Here is a 16,409-nt window from a genome sequence, read left to right on the forward strand (position 1 = left end):
GCGCCGTGCCCGGTGGGTTTTCCCCGTGAAGCGAAGGAATCTGCATGCCGCGCTTGCGAAGAGTGCTGTGTTCGATGACGGCCGCGGCGGCCGTCGTGACCGTGGCGGCCGGGTCGGCGACCGCCGCGTCCGGCCCCGGGGCCGGGTCGGTGGCGCCGGCCGCCGAGGCCCCGGCGGTGCCCGCCGCGGTCTCGCAGACCGTCCGCGAGTGGCTCACGAACCCCGGTGACGCCACCCCGGTCGACGCGCAGCTGCCGTGGCAGACCCCGGCCGCGGACGCGCCGACGACGATCCGGCTCGATCCGGACGTGAAGTTCCAGACAGTGTCCGGGTTCGGCGCGGCCATCACCGACTCGTCCGCCCACGTCCTCTACGGTCTCGCGCCGAAGGACCGCGACGAGGTCATGAAGAACCTCTTCGACCCGCGCGCCGGCGCGGGCATCAGCTTCCTGCGCCAGCCCATCGGCGCGTCGGACTTCGCCGTGGGCCAGGACTACAGCTACGACGACCTGCCGGCCGGACAGACCGACTACGCCATGAAGCACTTCTCCATCGCCCACGACGAGGCCCAGATCCTCCCGCTCGTGCGGCAGGCGAAGAAGCTCAACCCGAAGCTGCAGATCGTCGCGAGCCCGTGGAGCATGCCGGGCTGGATGAAGACGTCCGGTTCGATGATCGACGGCAAGCTCATCGACTCGCCGCAGATCTACCGCGCCTACGCGCTCTACCTCGTGAAGTTCGTGCAGGCCTACCAGCGGGCCGGTGTGCACGTGGACTACCTGACCGTGCAGAACGAGCCGCAGGCGCTGGAGCGCAACAACTACCCGGGCACCGACCTGCCGTGGCAGCAGGAGGCGAAGGTCGTGGAGGCCCTCGGGCCGGCGCTGCGCGAAGCGCACCTCGACACGAAGATCCTCGGCTTCGACCACAACTGGACCGAGCACCCGGGTGACATCGCCTCGCACCAGCGGGCGGGGGAGGATCCGCAGCCGGAGTACCCGTACGACCTGCTCTCGACGCCGGCCGGGAAGTGGCTGGCGGGCACCGCCTACCACTGCTACTACGGTTCGCCGGACGCGCAGACGCCGCTCAAGGCCTCCTTCGGAGGCAAGGACATCTTCATGACCGAGTGCGAGGGCGGCGACTCCTCGACGATCATCGGCGTGATGAAGAACTGGGGCCGCAGCTCGATCGACTGGAACCTCGCGCTCGACGAGAACCACGGCCCGCACCTGGGCGGCTGCGGCACCTGCAACGGGACGATCACCGTGAACTCGCAGACCAAGGCCGTGACCTACAACGACCAGTACCGCGACATCGAGCACTTCTCGAAGTTCGTGCCGCCGGGTGCGGTGCACATCGCCGCTTCCGTGGTCTACACCAGTGGGAGCAGCACGCCGATCGAGGCGGTCGCGTTCACGAACCCCGCCCGCTCGACGACCGTCGTGGCGCTGAACACCGCGAAGACGCAACAGAAGTTCACCGTCGTGTCGGGTGACCGCTCGTTCGACGCGACCGCCGGACCGGGCGCCACCGTCACCTTCCAGTGGGGCGGCCGCTGACCGACCGCGTGGGGCGGGGCGGCGAAGCGCCCGCCGTCCCGCACCGCACGCGGTACGTTCGGGTTCTCCGGACGAAGGAGCGGTCATGACCGCAGTGCCCGCGACGATGCGCTCGTGGCGCGTCACCGAGCCGGGCCCGATCGGCACCGGCCCGCTGCGGCTCTCGAGCGGCCCGGTTCCCCAACCGGCGCCGGACGAGCTGCTGGTGCGGGTGCTCGTGTGCGGTGTGTGCCGCACCGATCTCCACGTCGCCGAAGGTGATCTGCCGGTCCGCCGGCGCGCGGTGACCCCGGGGCACGAGGTGGTCGGCGAGGTCGTCGCGCTGGGGGAGTCCGCAGGCGGGTTCGCGCTCGGCGACCGCGTCGGCGTCGCCTGGCTGCGCCACACGTGCGGCGAGTGCAAGTTCTGCTTGCGGGGCGCGGAAAACCTGTGCCCGTACTCGCGGTACACCGGCTGGGACGCCGACGGCGGGTACGCCGAGTACGCGGTGGTCCCCGCGGCCTACGCGCACCACCTGCCCGCCGGGTACGCCGACGACGAACTGGCGCCCCTGCTCTGCGCCGGACTCATCGGTTACCGCGCGCTGCTGCGGGCCGAGGTGCCCGAAGGCGGCCGGCTCGGTTTGTACGGTTTCGGCGGCAGCGCGCACCTCGCGGCGCAGGTCGCGATCGCGCAAGGAGCCACGGTCCACGTGCTGACCCGCGGCCGGGCGGCGCGAGAGCTCGCGCTCGAGCTCGGCGCGGCTTCGGCCGGACCCGCCGACGCGGCGCCGCCGGAACCGCTGGACTCCGCGATCCTGTTCGCCCCCGCGGGCGGGCTCGTGCCGGTCGCGCTGGCCGCGCTCGACCGCGGCGGCACGCTCGCGATCGCCGGGATCCACCTCACCGACGTGCCGGGGCTGAACTACCAGCGGCATCTGTTCCAGGAGCGGCAAGTCCGCAGCGTCACGGCCAACACCCGGGCCGACGCCCGTGAGTTCCTCGGCTTCGCCGCGCACCACCGGCTGCACGTGACGACCACGCCCTACCCGCTGGCCGACGCGGACCGGGCGCTCGCGGACCTCGCGGCGGGCCGGTTCGCCGGGGCCGCCGTACTGCGCGTCTGACGGGGATTTCCGACGGCTGCGGCCGTTCGGCCGTTGATCGGTCACCGAGCCCTAGGTTACGGTGACCTAGATGTGGATCGACGTTCTGCTGCTCGCCAAGCTCGCTGCGCAGCCCCTGCACGGGTACGAGCTGCGCAAACAGGTCGAGGAGTCCAGCGGCCGAGCACTGTCGAACAACTCGCTCTATCCCGCGCTGCGCCGCTTCGCCGAGGCCGGCGCCGTCACGCGGGTCGACGAGGCGCAGGAGGGCAAGCCGCCCCGGCACGTCTACACGATCACCGACGTCGGCCGCGAACTGCTGCACGACCTGCTCGCGGACCTGCCCGCCGACCTGGCCGGTGACCCCGCGGAGTTCTTCGCGCGGCTCGCGGGGTTCGGCCGGCTCGAACCCGAGGAACGCCTGCGCGTGCTCGACGCGCGGGAACGCGCGCTCGCTGCCCAGTGCGAACGCCTCGCGAAGCTCGCCGCCGCGCAGGAGGACCCGTGGAGCCGGCTCGTGCTGGCCGAGGTCGGGCGCCGCGCCGAGCAGGAACAGAGCTGGCTCGCCACAGTGCGTGCGCGGGCCCGGAAACCGTCACCCGAGGAGGAGTCCCGATGACCACCACCGAGCGCCCACGGCTCCCGTTCGACCGGCCCAACGTGCTGGAGATCGCGCCGCTGTACCAGGTGCTGCGGCGCGAGGGACCGATCGCGCGCGTGACGACGCCGGCCGGCGATCCGGCCTGGCTCGTCACCCGGTTCGAAGAGGCGCGCGAGGTGTTCGCCGATCCACGGTTCGGCCGCTCGCACCCGAAACCCGAAGAGGCGTCGGCGGTATCGGACGCGGCGGTGCTGAACGGCCCGCAGGGCACTTACGAGAACGAGGAGGCCGAGCACGCGCGCCTGCGGCGCCTGCTCGTGCCGTCGTTCTCGGCCAACCGGATGCGCAAGCTCGGCGAGCACATCCAGGAGCTGGCCGACCGGTGCCTCGACGAGCTCGAGGCGGCGCACGACGCAGCCGGCGGCGCGCCGGTGAACCTGCACGAGTACCTGTCGTTCCCGTTGCCCGTGCTGGTGATCTGCGAACTGCTCGGCGTGCCGTACGCCGACCGCGCGAAGTTCCGCGACCTGTCCGACCGCATCGGCGTGCTCGACAGCGGTGGCGACGCACAGGTCGCGATGGAGGAGTTCGCGACCTACATGGGTGAGCTGGCGGCCGGCAAGCGCGCGGAGCCGGCGCAGGACGTGGTGTCCGACCTCGTCGCGGCGCAGGCCGACGACCCGACGTTCACCGACGACGAGCTCGCCCGTCTCGCCGCCGCGCTGCTGTTCGCCGGCCACGAGACCACGTCGAACCGCATCGATCTCGGTGTGCTGTTCCTGCTCACGGAGCCGGCCCGGCGCGACGCGCTGGCCGCGGACATCGAGGGCCGGCTGCACACCACCGTCGAGGAGATCCTGCGGATGTCCGCGCCCGGTGGGCTGGGCCTGCTGCGCTACGCCCACGAGGACGTGGAGCTCGGCGGGGTCACGATCAACCGGGGCGACGCCGTGATGATCTCCACCGCGTCGGCCAACCGCGACGCGAGCGTGTTCGCCGACCCGGACGAGTTCGACGCCGAGCGCAAGCCCAACTCGCACATCGCGTTCGGCTACGGCGGGTACTTCTGCATCGGCGCGAGCCTCGCGCGTACGGAGCTGCGGGTGGTGTTCGGCACGCTCTTCCGCCGGTTCCCGGGGATGCGCCTGGCCGTGCCCGTCGACGACCTCGACGTCCGCTCCAACCGCCTCACCGGCGGCGTGTCGAGCGTGCCCGTCACCTGGTGACGCCGGGGGCCGCACGCCACGGGGTGCGACCCCCATCGGGTGGGTCAGGCGATGGCTCCGCCGTTGACGTAGAGGACCTGGCCGTTGACCCAGCGGGCGGGGCCGGCGAGGAAGGCGACGGCTTCGGAGACGTCTTCGGGCAGGGCGAGGCGCTCCAGCGGCGGGACCTTGGCGAGGCGGTCGATGACTTCCTGGGGTTTGCCCTCGAGGAACAGCGGGGTCGCGGTCGGGCCGGGGGCCACGGCGTTGACGGTGATGTCGCGCCCGCGCAGTTCGCGGGCCAGGATCAGGGTGATCGCGTCGACCGCGCCCTTGGAGGCGGCGTAGGCGGTGTAGTCGGGCAGCGCCAGCTTGGTGACCGAGCTCGAGAAGTTGATCAGCGCGCCGCCGGGGCGCAGGCGGCGGGCGGCCTGCTGGTCGACCACGAAGGTGCCGCGGATGTTGGTGCGGTGCATGCGGTCGAGCACGTCCAGGTCGAGCTCCACCAGCGGGGACAGCAGCATGATCCCGGCGGTGTGCACGACCACGTCGATCCCGCCGTAGCGCTGTTCGGCCGTGTCGAACAGGGCCGCGACCTGGGCGTCGTCGGCCACGTCGGCGCCCGCGGCGCTGGCCACCCCGCCGGCGGCGGTGATCGCGGCGACGACCTGTTCGGCCCGGGCGGCGTTGCCGGCGTAGTGCACCAGCACGTGCATGCCGTCCGCGGCCAGGCGCTCGGCCACGACCCGGCCGATCCCGCCCGAACCTCCGGTGACGATCGCGACGCGCGGGGTGGTGGTGGTCTCTTCTGTGGTGGTCATCGGGAAGTCCTTCGTATCGTCGTTCCGGCTTGCTGATACCGAAGTTACGCCTCCGGTGTTACTTACGCTAGTGTTTTGGCGTAGCGACGCTATGATGTACGTAACATTGCTACGTAGGGCAGGTATCTGCGATACACTCGAGGTATGGACATCCGCACCCAGATGCTCGAAGCCGCCGAGAAGCTGCTCGATGCGTCGCCCGACCGCGACATCTCCACCCGCGCGGTGTGCGAAGCCGTCGGCGTCGGCGCTCCGATGCTGTACCGCCTCTTCGGTGACAAGAACGGGCTGCTGTCGGCCGTGGTCGACCACGGGTTCGACCGCTACCTCGCCACCAAACGCGCCGCCGAGCCCTCGGCCGACCCGATCGCCGACCTCAAGAACGGCTGGGACACCCACATCGCGTTCGCGAAGGAGCACCCCGCCGTCTACCGGCTGATGTACTCGCCGGCCTTCGCCGAAGTCCCTCATGCCGCGCAGGAGGCGCTGCGCCTGCTGCGCGAGGTGCTGGTGCGCTGCGCCGCCGTGGGCCGCCTGCGCGTGGACCCCGACACGGCCGCCCAGCGGATCATGTCGGCCAACATCGGCGTGGCCTTGAACATGGTCACCCAGCCCGGCACCTACACCGATCCTGAACTGTCCACGCGCGTGCGCGACGCCGTGCACGACAGCGTGCTCACCCCCGCGGCCGCCGGGGAAGCCGGTGCCACCGCCGAGAGCGCCGAAAACCCCCTGCCGACGACGGCGCTGCAGCTGGCCGCGCTCCTGCGTACGAAGGACACGACCCTCGGCGCCGAGGAGACGCACCTGCTGCTGAAGTGGCTCGACGGGTTCACCCGCGAGTGATCCGTCCGAAGTGGACGGAAACAGCCGGGTGGCCGGGGTGTGTATGACGATGTCCTCGTCCAGATGATCACGCCGTGCCAGAACATGGTTGAGCGATGGCCGATGGCCGACTTGGGGGAGCGAGCGGCCGGCCACGCCACTGCTCGACTCGGTTGAGGCGACGCTCGACGACGTTGCGTGCGCAGTCGATCGGGTCAACACGCGGGCGCCCGCCGGGTGAGCCAGGTCGTTTGCGGTGCCCGCCTCGGTCGGCGGGCACTGGGGGCATGGCGGCGATGCCCGGGTTCGCAAATGCCCGCTGATCGCGCGTGAGGAAGATGCCTTGTTGCGTCGGACGCGGTCAGGCCGGTGCGCCGGCGCGTCCGAGACGAGTGATCCGCCGTTACCGCGTCAGGTGCGGGACCATCGGTGCGTCTCCGGCTTGCCCGAACCGAGACCCCCTAACCTTCGGAGAGCACGAGGTCGAGCAGGCCCGGGAAGCGCGCGTCGAACTCGGAGCGGCGCAGCCGGTTGTAGCGGCGCGGCCCGCGGTCGAGTTGTTCGAGCAGCCCGGTGGAGCGCAGGACCGCGAAGTGGTGGCTCGCCGTCGCCTTCGAGACGGGCAGGTCGAACGCGCCGCAGGCGCGCGTGAAATCCGGGACGGCCGAGAGCTCACGCAGGATGGTGCGGCGCACGGGATCGGTGAGCGCGTCGAGCGCCTGCTGCAGCGTCACCTCGGTGGGGTCCGTGTGGCTCAGCGTCCGCGCCATGCCGCCTCCCAGCTCTCTGGTGTCACCGCGTCCCGTGTCACTTCACTGCTTCGTCGGGCGTCACCGCCGATCGTACCCGCGATCGCGGCTTCTCCCACCTCGTGGCTCAGACCGCCGAGATCGTCGCAGATCCCGTGTCCAGGAACGGATGTGACGCGGTCACGGTGATCGTGCCGGGGGTGCCGCGCATCGAGCGGATCCACACCGCCGCCGCGCCGCCGAGCGCGCCGAAGTCCAGGAACGGCTCGCCGATCAGGATTCCGGGCCCGTCGACCGAAACGCTGAGCACGCCGCGCGCGTGCGGCCGCGGCGCGCCGTAGCGGTCGACCGACCGGAGCGTGACGCGGGTGGTGTCCTGGCCGTCGGCGATGATCTGGCCGTCGTCAGCCGTCACGGCGAGCGTGTCGAACGCGGGGTCGGCGCTGAACCGGCGGCGCAGCACCGTCTGGCCCTTGACCCGGCCTTCGATCGCCAGCTCCGGAGTGCCCTTGATCCCCGTGAGGTTCACCAGGAACGGCGGGTGCTTCAGGTGCGCGAACCGGGCCCGGTCGGGTTGCACCGTGACCGGCCGCCGGCCCGCGACCCTGACCACGAGCTGGTCGCAGTTGGACCACACGAGCGCGGTGCGGCCGGGGCCGCCGCGGGGTGAGCCGGGCCCGAAGTCCCAGTAGAACGCCGGCTCGATCACCGCGCCGCGCGAGGGATCGCGCTGCGCGCGGTAGAAACCCGCGCCCAGCTTGGGAATCCGGAAGAAGTCGACGACGCCGGGGTATTTCACGCCGCGCAGCGAGTGGTACCAGCCCGACGGGTAGTCGAAGCCGCACCACGCGATCAGTCCGCAGTAGCGCGGGTCCGACGCCGCGTGCTCGTGCACCCAGGCGTGGAGCATGCTCTGCTCCCGCTGCACGTCGAGCGGGTCGGTGCGCCGGAAGTACGGCGAGCCCACGAGCGTGCCCACGGCTTCGCTCACGAGGTACGGCACGCCGTGGCGCGGTGGCCGCAACGGCGGCGGCGCGTTGCGCGAAGGCGGGCGGCTGTAGTCGTTGAAGGAGAACACGCCGCCGGCGGCTTTCACCGGGTACAGCGGTGAGACGTAGCCCCGCTGCCCGGCGACCGCGCCGGTGCACGGCCGCGTCGGATCGAGCTCGGCGGCCAGCTGGTCGGTCTTGCCGTAGAGGGTGTACTGGCCCAGCGTTTCGTTCACGCGGGTGCCCCACACGATGATCGACGGGTGATTGCGGTCACGCACGATCATGTCGTGCACGTCGCGCACCGCGAGCTCTTGCCACGCCGTGTCGCCCACGTGGTCCCAGCCCGGCAGCTCCTCCCACACGAGGATGCCGAGTTCGTCGCACGCGTCGAGGAACGCCGGCGACTGCGGGTAGTGCGAGCAGCGGACCATGTTGACGTTGAGCTCGTTCTTGAGGATTTCCGCGTCGCGCCGCTGCACGCGCTCGGGCATCGCGCCGCCGACGAACGGATACCACTGGTGGCGGTTGAGCCCGAAGAGCTTGAGCGGGCGGCCGTTCAGGCGGAAACCGTCCACAGTGAACTGCGCGTCGCGCAGCCCCGTGCGCACGGAGTACGTGTGCACCTTGCGGCCGCCGACCGACAGCGTGACCAGGATGTCGCACATCGCCGGTTCGGTGACGTCCCACAGCTTCACCGCGTCGAGGCCTTCGAGCGTGACGGTGGTGGTCGTCTCGCCCTTGCCCAGGCCGGTCGTGTCGGTGACCGCGGTGGCGATTTCGGTGCCGGCCTGACTCAGCGTCGCCGTGAACCGCACCGGTCCCTGCACGGCTTTCGCGGCGTCGACGGTGCAGTGCACGACCACCGCGCGGTTCGGGGTGAGCACGGCGATCTGCTCGGCGAACACGTCGGACAGGTACACCTGCGGGGTGCCGTAGAGATTCACGGCCCGGTAGATCCCGGCGGGCTGGTAGAAGTCGATCGCCGTGGGGTTGGGGTACTCGGGCAGGTCCGGGGGAGTGTCCTGCTGCCACCGGCCGTCGACGGCCACGGCGAGCACGTTGTCCTCGTCGGTCAGCAGGCCGGTCACCTCGCAGGTGAACGGCAGGTACCCGCCGCTGCGGGAGGCGATGCGGCGGCCGTTGAGGTACACGGTCGCGGCGCTGAGCACGCCGTCGAACCGCAGGAACGTCCGGTTCTTGCGCAGTTCCGGCGGAGCCAGGAAGTGCTGGCGGTACACCCACAGGTGCTGCCAGTCGCCCGGGTGCCAGCCCTGCCACGACAACGGGGTCACGCAGTGCGGCACCGACACCAGCGGCATCGACCGGTCGTCGAAGTCGTGGTCCGTGCAACCGGGCACGAACGGCCCGAACTGCCAGGTGGTCCCGAACCCGCTCGTCGCCTCGGTCGGGGTGGGGCGGTAGAGCGCGGCCGACAGCGCGCCCGAACCCGCGAGCGCTGCACCGGCGCCCAGCAGGAACTTGCGCCGCGGGTGACCGGTTTTCGGGGCCGGCGCGGCCACTGGTTCTTCGTCCGCCATCCCTACGCGCTCTGCCGCCCGCCGGACTCGTCGTAGCCGGCCTGCGCGGCGAGGATGTCGACGGCGTGGTCGCGCAGCCAGGTGAACAGCCCGGACAGGTGGTGTGCGCTGCCGCGGCCCAGCGGGGTCAGGCTGTAGCTGACCTGCGGTGGGGTGGTGGGTTCGACCTCTCGCCGCACGAGGCCGTCGCGCACGAGGCTGCGCAGCGTCTGCGCGAGCATCTTCTCGCTGACACCCTCGATGCTGCGGCGCAGCTCGAAGAACCGCAGTTCACGCTCGCGCAGGGCGATCAGGACCCACACTCCCCAGCGGCTGGTGACGTGGTCGAGCACCGTGCGCGCCGGGCAGTCGGTGTGAAACACCTCATACCCGTCCTGGGTCGTCCGGCCCGCGAACTGCGTCCATTCCTCCACGTCGTGAGCTTACTCAAAGGTGCGTCCTTCCGGTCCCTCGACGCGCTTCCCAGCGTCGTGACCACTGTGGATCTCAAGCGATACAGGGGGTTTGTCATGATCGTCGTAACGGGAGCGACCGGGAACGTCGGCCGTCCATTGGTGGCGGCGCAGGTTTCGGCGGGGGCCCGGGTGACGGCGGTGTCGCGCACCCCGGCCGCGGTGCCCGGCGGGGCGGTGCACCGGGTCGCGGACCTCGCGGCGCCGGACTCGCTGCGCCCGGTGCTCGAGGGAACCGAGGCACTGTTCCTGTTCCCCGGCGGCCCTTCGCCTGCCGAGCTGGTGTCCGTGGCCGAAGGCGCGGGAGTGCGGCGGATCGTGCTGCTGTCGTCCCAGGGCGCCGCCACCCGCCCGGAGGCGTACGCGTTTTCCACGGCGTACGAAGAAGCCGTGCGCAGCTCGCGCTTGCCGGCGACGATCCTGCGACCAGGCGGCTTCGCCACCAACACCCTCGCGTGGGTGCCCGCGATCCGCGCCTCCCGCACGGCCGCCGCGCCCTTCGCCGACGTCGCCTTGCCGGTCGTCGACCCGGCGGACGTCGCGTCCGTCGCCGCGGCGGCTGTGCTCGACGACTCGCACACCGGCGCGTTGTACACCGTGACGGGCCCGCAGGCCCTGACCCCGCGCGACCGCGCCGCGGCCCTGGGCGCGGCTCTGGGCGAGCCGATCGGGTTCGTCGAGCAGCCGCCGGCGCAGGCACGGGCGCAGCTGCTGGAGCTCATGCCGGCACCGATCGCCGACGCGACGCTCGCCGTGCTCGGCGCCCCGCTGCCCGAAGAACAGAAGGTGAGCCCCGACGCGGAACTCGTGCTGGGCCGGCCACCGCGGACGTTCGCCGAGTGGGCGGCGGACTCGGTCGAAGCGTTCCGCTGACGGAAGACGAGGCAGGCCGTACACCCCGGTCCTCGGTTCGACGATGCACCACCGCGAAACCGGCAGCGGTGCCCCTGTCGTCTTCTTGCACGGCAATCCGACGACGTCGTACCTCTGGCGCGACGTGCTGCCCGCGGTCGGCGCTCCCGGCCGGCTGCTCGCGCCGGACTTGATCGGCATGGGTGACTCGGGCAGACCCTTGATCGGGTACTCGTTCGCGGACCGCGCCGACCACCTCGACGCGTGGTTCGCCGCGCTGGGGTTCGACGAGGTGGTGCTCGTCGGGCACGACTGGGGCGGGGCGCTCGCGTTCGACTTCGCGGCGCGCCACCCCGGGTGGGTGCGCGGGGTCGCGGTCACCGAAACGATCGTGAAACCCTCGGCGTGGGCCGAGCTCCCGGAGGACGGGCGGCAGCTGTTCCGGGCGCTGCGCACCCCGGGCGCCGGTGAGCGGATGGTGCTCGACGACAACGTCTTCCTGCGCGAGCTGCTGCCCGGCTCCACCGCCCGGGGCCTGGCAGCAGCTGAGCTCGAGGAGTACTCGCGGCCGTAGCCGACGCGCGAGAGCCGGATGCCCCTGCTGCGCCGGCCGCGCGCGATGCCGCTCGACGGGGAGCCCACCGAGGTCGTCGAGCGGTACGGCGAATGGCTCAAGGAGCGTGGACGTGCCGAAACTGCTGGTCACGTTCGAACCGGGACCTGCCACGATGCTCACTCCGGCGCTCGTGCGGTGGTGCGCGGACACGGCCGCCGCGCTGGAGGTGGTGCACCACACCGTTGGCGCGGGACACCACACACCCGAGGACCGGCCGGCGGCGCTCGGGGCGTCGATCGCGGCGTGGGCCGACGCACGCGGGCTCCGCTGACGGACGGTTCAGGCGGGCAGGTCGGCCCGGTCACCGAGCAGGTCGACCAGCTCCGTCAGCGCCTCGCCCAGCGGGAGGTCCACGCGGACCTGCGCGCAGGCGTCCCCGCGGGTTTGGCCGCGGTTGACGATCAGGACTGGCTTGCCGGTTTTCGCGGCGTGGCGGACGAAGCGCAGGCCGGACATGACGGTCAGGGACGAGCCGAGAACGAGCATCGCCGAGGCTTCGTCGACCAGCCGGTAGCAGCGTTCGACTCGGGCGCGGGGCACGTTCTCGCCGAAGAACACGACGTCGGGTTTCAGCACGCCGGCGCACGCGGCGCAGCTGACGAGGGTGAAGGTGCGGGCGGCGTCCTCGGCGAGGTCGACGTCGCCGTCGGGGTTGATGCGGGTGACGGTGCCGCCGAAGGACGGGTTGGCGGCGCGCAGGCGGGTGTCGAGGTCTTCGCGCGGGCTGGTGCGGCGGCAGCCGAGGCAGATCACGCGGTCGAGGTTGCCGTGCAGTTCCACCACGCCGCGCGTGCCGGCCGCTCGGTGCAGGCCGTCGACGTTCTGCGTGATGACCCCCGACAGCAGTCCCGCGCGGCGCAGGGCCGCGACGGCGTGGTGGCCGGAGTTCGGCTCGGCGCGGGCGATGGTGCGCCAGCCCAGGTGGCTGCGCGCCCAGTAGCGCTGCCGGCCTTCGGCGCTGGCCGTGAATTCGTCGTAGGTCATCGGCGTGTGCCGGCGCAGGCTACCGGATTCGCCGCGGTAGTCGGGGATGCCGGACTCGGTCGACAGGCCCGCTCCGCTCAGCACCACCACGTGGCCGCGGGCGACGACCTCGGCCACCTCGGCGACCGTTCCGGTGCGCGGCAGCGCTTCGCCCGTACCGGTCCAGCTCAAGGTGGGTCGTGTCCGCACCTGATCAGTTTACGTGCCCGCGTGCTCGCGTTCGAGCTGCTCGGGGCTGCGGCCCCGAAAGCCGCCAGCAGCGGCGGGAACACGAGCGCGACGGCCAGGTTGAACAACCAGGTGAAGACGAGGCACACGCTCGCCGCCGCCGCCCGGACGCGCGGCGGGAACAGTTCCGGCAGCGCGACCCACTGCACCGGCCCCCACGACACCGAGAACGACGCGATGTACCCGGCGATCGCGGCCAGTGGCAGCCCGAGCAGCACCGGCCGTGCGCGAGCCCGCCGAGGTAAACCGCGGCCGGTAGGACCATCGCGCCGCACATCCCCGCGGCGCCGACGAGCGGCAGCGGCCGCCGGCCCGCGCGGTCGATGAGGCGCATCGCGGCGAGCGTCAAGAGCATGTTGACCGCGCCGGTGCCCACGCTCGCGAGGATCGCACCCGACGAGCCGAACCCGACGTCGATGAGCAGCGTCGGCGCGTAGTGGGTGATCGTGTTCATCCCCACGAAGTTCTGGAAGAACAGCAGCAGCATGCCGGCCACGGACACTTTGCGCGGCCGCCCGCCCGTGAGCATCCGGCCGCCGCAGCGGTTGCGCGCGCTCGGCCTGCTGCTGCGCGCCGGCGCGGATGTCGGCCGGCTCCGCTTCGGCCGCGTCCGCGCTGCCGCGCCTCCGGGTCAGCACGGTACGCGCGGTGGTTTCGTCGCGCTTGTTGACGGCCAGCCAGCGCGGGCTCTCCGGTGGTGTGTACATGCCGGCCAGGAGCAGCACGGCCGCCACCACACCGAGCCCGATCATCCACCGCGTCGACACCCAGCCCGGGAGCTTGCCGCGCACCTCCTTCGGCGCCAGCTCCGACAGGTACATCGGCACCACCACCGAAGCGATCCCGACGCCCACGCCCGTCACGAACCGGAAAGTCACCGGCAGCGGCGCCGTGCCGGACAGTGCCGCGCCCAGCGTGCCGACGATGAACACCGGCCCGGTGCCGAGGGTCATGCGGCGCCGCCCGAGCGAGTCGGCGAGCCGCCCCGTGAGCCCCGCACCCACCATGGACCCGGCCGGCAACCCCGACACCACCATGCCTTGCCGGACGGGGCTCAGCGGATGTCCCGGCCGAGGTAGAGCAGCGCCCCGGAGATCACGCCGGTGTTGTAGCCCCAGAGGATCCCGCCGAGCGCACCGAAGAACCAGAGGCTGAGTTCGCTGCCCGCCGCAGGCTCACCTCGTGATCATCACGCGGGCGGGAAAGATCGGCAGCGCGAGCCTGATTCCCGTTACCGGCCAACGAGAAATCACCCCGTGGGTAAGCCGGTGGTTCGCGACCTGCCGGCCTGGGTACTTCACCGACATGTGGTTCGCGTTGGGTACACCCGTGGTCCTGATGGTCGCCGCCGTGCTGATGGAGCGGTTGGAGCAGCGCTGCACCCGGGTGTCCACGAGAGCCGCGCGGGGCGAACGCGCCGGGAGCGACGAACTGCCGCGTCCCGTCGTCACGCCGGCGGTCGTGCTGCGGCACTGATCCCGGCGCGATCCGGGACCGAAGTGGACTTCGGCCCGGACGCGAACCGCGCGGCACCGGACGTGGTGCGGCACCGGTTGCGGCCGCGGGGTCGGCCAGAACCGGTGTGAGCACCGTGTTGGGGACAGGGCCGGGCTCCCTCCGTCGGGGTGCGGGAGCCCGGCCCGTCATGTTTGCGGTGCTTACCCGGGGCGGTCGTTGTGCTCGCCACTGGGCGGCGCCCGCGGTGACGTTCTGGTACCACGCGTCCCACGGGTGGTTCGTCGCCGCGTAGTTCGCCGGCGGGTTCGTGGCGAGGCTCGCCGAGTCGAAGTCCCAGCCGCGGACCAGTTTTCCGGCGTTGCGGGCGGCGGTGATGAACGCGGACTCCGTGGCAGGCGCGCCGTGGAACAGCGCGCCTTGCTGCAGCTCGGCCGGGTCGCCCTGCTGGTACTCGTCGAAGGCGACCTGCGGGTACTGGATCCGTCCGCCGCTCACGCGGTCGGTGGCGTAGCACAGGGTCTGGGCGGGCGTCGCGCCGTCGGCTCCGGTCGAGACGGCCACGCGGCGGCTGCCCGACGTGCCGGTGGTCTGGGGGAACAGCGGGTCCGAGGCCTTCGCGTTCCCGGTCCAGGCCACCGTCTTGCCCGACGTGTCGAGCGTGCCCTGCCACTGCCAGTTCTGGCTCGAGCTCTGGCTGCGGTGGATCTCGCGCACACCGGAGCCGGTGAACGCCACCGTCGGCGTCTCCCCGTTGTCGTACTGGAGGCTCGCCGACCAGGTGATTTCGCCGTCGGCGCGGAGCTGCCCGGTGTGGTACCAGAGCGTGGTCGCGGCCTGCGACCGGTGGACCTCGACAACCCGGCCGGACTCGTCGAGCGCGATCGCCGGCGTCTGACCGCTGTCGTACCGGCCGCGGCGGTTCCAGGTGACGGTGCCGTCGGCGGCGTACGTGCCGGTCCAGTACCAGAGCGCGCCGGCGCGCCCGAGTCGTGCACCTCGACGACCTGGCCGTCGCCGTTGAGCGCTACGGCGGGGTGGTAGCCGACGTCGCGGCGGTACGCGGCACGCGTGCCGCTGTCGCCGGAGAGGAGCGTGAACACCTTGCCGCGCAACGAGTCCGTGGTCGCTCCGCCGGGGTATTTTTCGCGAGCAGCAGCCGCGAACCGAAGGCGGCCTGCAGTTCCTGGTTCACCGCCGCGAGGTTGCCCGCGGAGGACGACGGGTTGTCGGTGAGGTCGTCTTTCAAGTCGAGCATCACGACGATCGGGGCGGCGGTGGGGTGCGCGGCCGACCAGGTGCCGACGACGTTCAGCCAGTCGCGCAGGTTGCTCGACGCCGGGTTGCCCGTGTGGTCGACGAGGTCGCCGGGGCTGCCGTGCCCGATGCCGTAGTCGTGAGCCGTGGCGTAACCGTTGTCGTGGATGTCGAACTCGACGAAGCGAACGCCGTGGTCGAGCTGGTAGGCGTTCGAGCCCTTGGCGCCGTCGACGTTGCCCGAATAGCTGTTGTGCGTAGCCTTGAAAACCGGCGCGGTGAACGGCGTGGCCGCCGCGGTCGCCGGAGTGCCGACCAGCGCGAACGCGGCGGCGACCGCGGTGAGCGCGACGGGCGCACGGAAGCGGTGCATGTGCCTGAGCCCCAGGTCGAGTGCGGAAACGCGGAAATGCCGGCGATCATCCGCGCCGATCGTGGCATCTTCGGACGATGCCGGACAACAACGGGGAAATCGAGGAACCGGATGAGGTTCGCCAGCGCCACCCGCGTGCCGTCGCGCGGGTCGGTGGCCGCGGCGGTCACGACGGCGCTCCGGTCGCCGCGGCCAGGTTCTTCTCCACGACGGTCATCGTGGCTTCGAGGTCTTCGGTCGGGCTGAACTCGACGACCGAGGTGCCGGTGCCGATGAGGGGGAGGTGTCCGGGCGGCGTGTAGTAGGCGTCGCCGGCCACGAAGCTCGCCTCGTGATCGGGCCAGCGAAAGGTCAGTCGGCCCGCGGTGACGACGCCCCAGTGCGGGCACTGGCAGCGGTCACCGGGGAGCCCGGCGAACAGCGGCGCCGGGTCGACGTCCTGGGCCAACGTCTCGAAGCCGACGGTGTAGCACCCGAGGGCTGCGTACCGTCCCCGGATCAGTGCGGTGTCGACGGCGACCGGCGTCGACTGCCGGTTGGCACTGGGCATCGTGGCCTCCTCGAGTGGGACAACGGACACCCCTGCGGCGTGACGACGGGGGAACACTTGTGCACGGATCCGGCGCAACACCGCAAAACCTCTCGAACAAAGTGGCTAGTGTCGACAGTTTGCGGCGCCGCTGAGGTGACGCCTCGATAACGGGCCAATCCCGGTTGGCTGGACCAGTGGTCCGCCTTCGGCGCCGTGACCAGGAGTTCTCCTTATTCGACAAGATCTTTTCCAGGTGGACTCGTGCGGAGAGTCTCACTGCGAC

At 71.6% G+C, this 16,409-nt stretch carries 18 protein-coding genes and 2 pseudogenes; 10 read left to right on the plus strand and 10 right to left on the minus strand.

What is annotated here, in order from left to right:
• The first annotated feature begins 44 nt into the window (after window positions 1–44).
• The 4 genes from I6J71_RS17055 (at window position 45) to I6J71_RS17070 (ending at window position 4,473) form a co-directional block, all read left to right on the plus strand.
• Window positions 45–1,562, plus strand: a complete 1,518-nt coding sequence (locus tag I6J71_RS17055; protein ID WP_204095599.1) for a glycoside hydrolase — start codon at window positions 45–47, stop codon at window positions 1,560–1,562.
• Window positions 1,563–1,668: 106 nt separating this feature from the next.
• Window positions 1,669–2,667 (plus strand): zinc-binding alcohol dehydrogenase family protein, encoded by a 999-nt coding sequence (locus tag I6J71_RS17060; RefSeq protein ID WP_204097104.1) that lies wholly within the window; start codon window positions 1,669–1,671, stop codon window positions 2,665–2,667.
• 70 nt (window positions 2,668–2,737) lie between these two features.
• Window positions 2,738–3,265: a PadR family transcriptional regulator gene (locus I6J71_RS17065; RefSeq protein ID WP_204095600.1), complete on the plus strand. Its 528-nt coding sequence runs from the start codon at window positions 2,738–2,740 to the stop codon at window positions 3,263–3,265.
• Window positions 3,262–4,473, plus strand: a complete 1,212-nt coding sequence (locus I6J71_RS17070) for a cytochrome P450 (protein WP_204095601.1) — start codon at window positions 3,262–3,264, stop codon at window positions 4,471–4,473. The genes I6J71_RS17065 and I6J71_RS17070 overlap by 4 nt, the downstream gene beginning before the upstream one ends.
• A 44-nt stretch (window positions 4,474–4,517) precedes the next feature.
• Here the strand turns inward: I6J71_RS17070 and I6J71_RS17075 are convergent, their stop codons facing one another.
• Window positions 4,518–5,273: an SDR family oxidoreductase gene (locus tag I6J71_RS17075; RefSeq protein WP_204095602.1), complete on the minus strand. Its 756-nt coding sequence runs from the start codon at window positions 5,271–5,273 to the stop codon at window positions 4,518–4,520.
• 144 nt (window positions 5,274–5,417) lie between these two features.
• On the opposite strand from I6J71_RS17075, the gene I6J71_RS17080 reads away from it, so the two are divergent.
• Entirely contained in the window at window positions 5,418–6,119 is a 702-nt protein-coding gene (locus I6J71_RS17080) for a TetR/AcrR family transcriptional regulator (RefSeq protein WP_204095603.1), read from the plus strand.
• Window positions 6,120–6,559: 440 nt separating this feature from the next.
• Here the strand turns inward: I6J71_RS17080 and I6J71_RS17085 are convergent, their stop codons facing one another.
• The 3 genes from I6J71_RS17085 to I6J71_RS17095 all read right to left on the minus strand — a co-directional run bounded on the left by I6J71_RS17085 (window position 6,560) and on the right by I6J71_RS17095 (window position 9,790).
• The gene (locus I6J71_RS17085) at window positions 6,560–6,868 is read right to left on the minus strand and encodes a helix-turn-helix transcriptional regulator (protein ID WP_204095604.1); all 309 of its coding nucleotides are present in this window, start codon (window positions 6,866–6,868) and stop codon (window positions 6,560–6,562) included.
• Window positions 6,869–6,974: 106 nt separating this feature from the next.
• Entirely contained in the window at window positions 6,975–9,377 is a 2,403-nt protein-coding gene (locus I6J71_RS17090) for a glycoside hydrolase family 2 protein (RefSeq protein ID WP_204095605.1), read from the minus strand.
• 2 nt (window positions 9,378–9,379) lie between these two features.
• The gene (locus I6J71_RS17095) at window positions 9,380–9,790 is read right to left on the minus strand and encodes a helix-turn-helix domain-containing protein (protein WP_204095606.1); all 411 of its coding nucleotides are present in this window, start codon (window positions 9,788–9,790) and stop codon (window positions 9,380–9,382) included.
• Window positions 9,791–9,886: 96 nt separating this feature from the next.
• Between I6J71_RS17095 and I6J71_RS17100 the strand changes: the two genes are divergently transcribed.
• From I6J71_RS17100 to I6J71_RS48310, 3 genes are all read left to right on the plus strand, one after another.
• Entirely contained in the window at window positions 9,887–10,702 is an 816-nt protein-coding gene (locus I6J71_RS17100) for an SDR family oxidoreductase (protein ID WP_204095607.1), read from the plus strand.
• 43 nt (window positions 10,703–10,745) lie between these two features.
• Window positions 10,746–11,255, plus strand: coding sequence for a haloalkane dehalogenase (locus I6J71_RS48305; protein ID WP_239154943.1), 510 nt, complete (start codon window positions 10,746–10,748; stop codon window positions 11,253–11,255).
• A 112-nt stretch (window positions 11,256–11,367) separates the two neighbouring features.
• The gene (locus I6J71_RS48310; RefSeq protein WP_239154945.1) at window positions 11,368–11,568 is read left to right on the plus strand and encodes a hypothetical protein; all 201 of its coding nucleotides are present in this window, start codon (window positions 11,368–11,370) and stop codon (window positions 11,566–11,568) included.
• 8 nt (window positions 11,569–11,576) lie between these two features.
• Here the strand turns inward: I6J71_RS48310 and I6J71_RS17110 are convergent, their stop codons facing one another.
• From I6J71_RS17110 to I6J71_RS50805, 4 genes and pseudogenes are all read right to left on the minus strand, one after another.
• Window positions 11,577–12,470 (minus strand): NAD-dependent protein deacetylase, encoded by an 894-nt coding sequence (locus I6J71_RS17110; RefSeq protein WP_204095608.1) that lies wholly within the window; start codon window positions 12,468–12,470, stop codon window positions 11,577–11,579.
• Window positions 12,449–12,784 carry an MFS transporter gene (locus I6J71_RS50795; protein ID WP_370542218.1) on the minus strand — a complete coding sequence of 112 codons (336 nt, stop codon included), beginning with the start codon at window positions 12,782–12,784 and terminating at the stop codon, window positions 12,449–12,451. Before I6J71_RS50795 ends, I6J71_RS17110 begins: the two co-directional genes overlap by 22 nt.
• Before the next feature lie 23 nt (window positions 12,785–12,807).
• A pseudogene (locus I6J71_RS50800) lies at window positions 12,808–13,038 on the minus strand (MFS transporter); the annotation flags it as partial.
• A 127-nt stretch (window positions 13,039–13,165) separates the two neighbouring features.
• Window positions 13,166–13,546, minus strand: a pseudogene (locus tag I6J71_RS50805) (MFS transporter); the annotation flags it as partial.
• A gap of 268 nt (window positions 13,547–13,814) precedes the next feature.
• Here I6J71_RS50805 and I6J71_RS17120 point away from each other — a divergent pair.
• A complete protein-coding gene (locus I6J71_RS17120; protein WP_204097638.1) occupies window positions 13,815–13,985 on the plus strand; it encodes a hypothetical protein in 171 nt (56 codons plus the stop codon).
• A gap of 559 nt (window positions 13,986–14,544) precedes the next feature.
• Window positions 14,545–14,862, plus strand: a complete 318-nt coding sequence (locus I6J71_RS48315) for a hypothetical protein (RefSeq protein ID WP_239154946.1) — start codon at window positions 14,545–14,547, stop codon at window positions 14,860–14,862.
• Window positions 14,863–14,991: 129 nt separating this feature from the next.
• Here the strand turns inward: I6J71_RS48315 and I6J71_RS48320 are convergent, their stop codons facing one another.
• Together I6J71_RS48320 and I6J71_RS17130 are read right to left on the minus strand one after the other, a co-directional pair.
• A complete protein-coding gene (locus I6J71_RS48320) occupies window positions 14,992–15,594 on the minus strand; it encodes a hypothetical protein (protein ID WP_239154948.1) in 603 nt (200 codons plus the stop codon).
• 166 nt (window positions 15,595–15,760) lie between these two features.
• Window positions 15,761–16,144 (minus strand): hypothetical protein, encoded by a 384-nt coding sequence (locus tag I6J71_RS17130; RefSeq protein ID WP_204095610.1) that lies wholly within the window; start codon window positions 16,142–16,144, stop codon window positions 15,761–15,763.
• Window positions 16,145–16,409 lie beyond the last annotated feature (265 nt).

Source organism: Amycolatopsis sp. FDAARGOS 1241 (genome assembly GCF_016889705.1).
In the GTDB taxonomy this organism is placed as follows: Bacteria; Actinomycetota; Actinomycetes; order Mycobacteriales; family Pseudonocardiaceae; genus Amycolatopsis.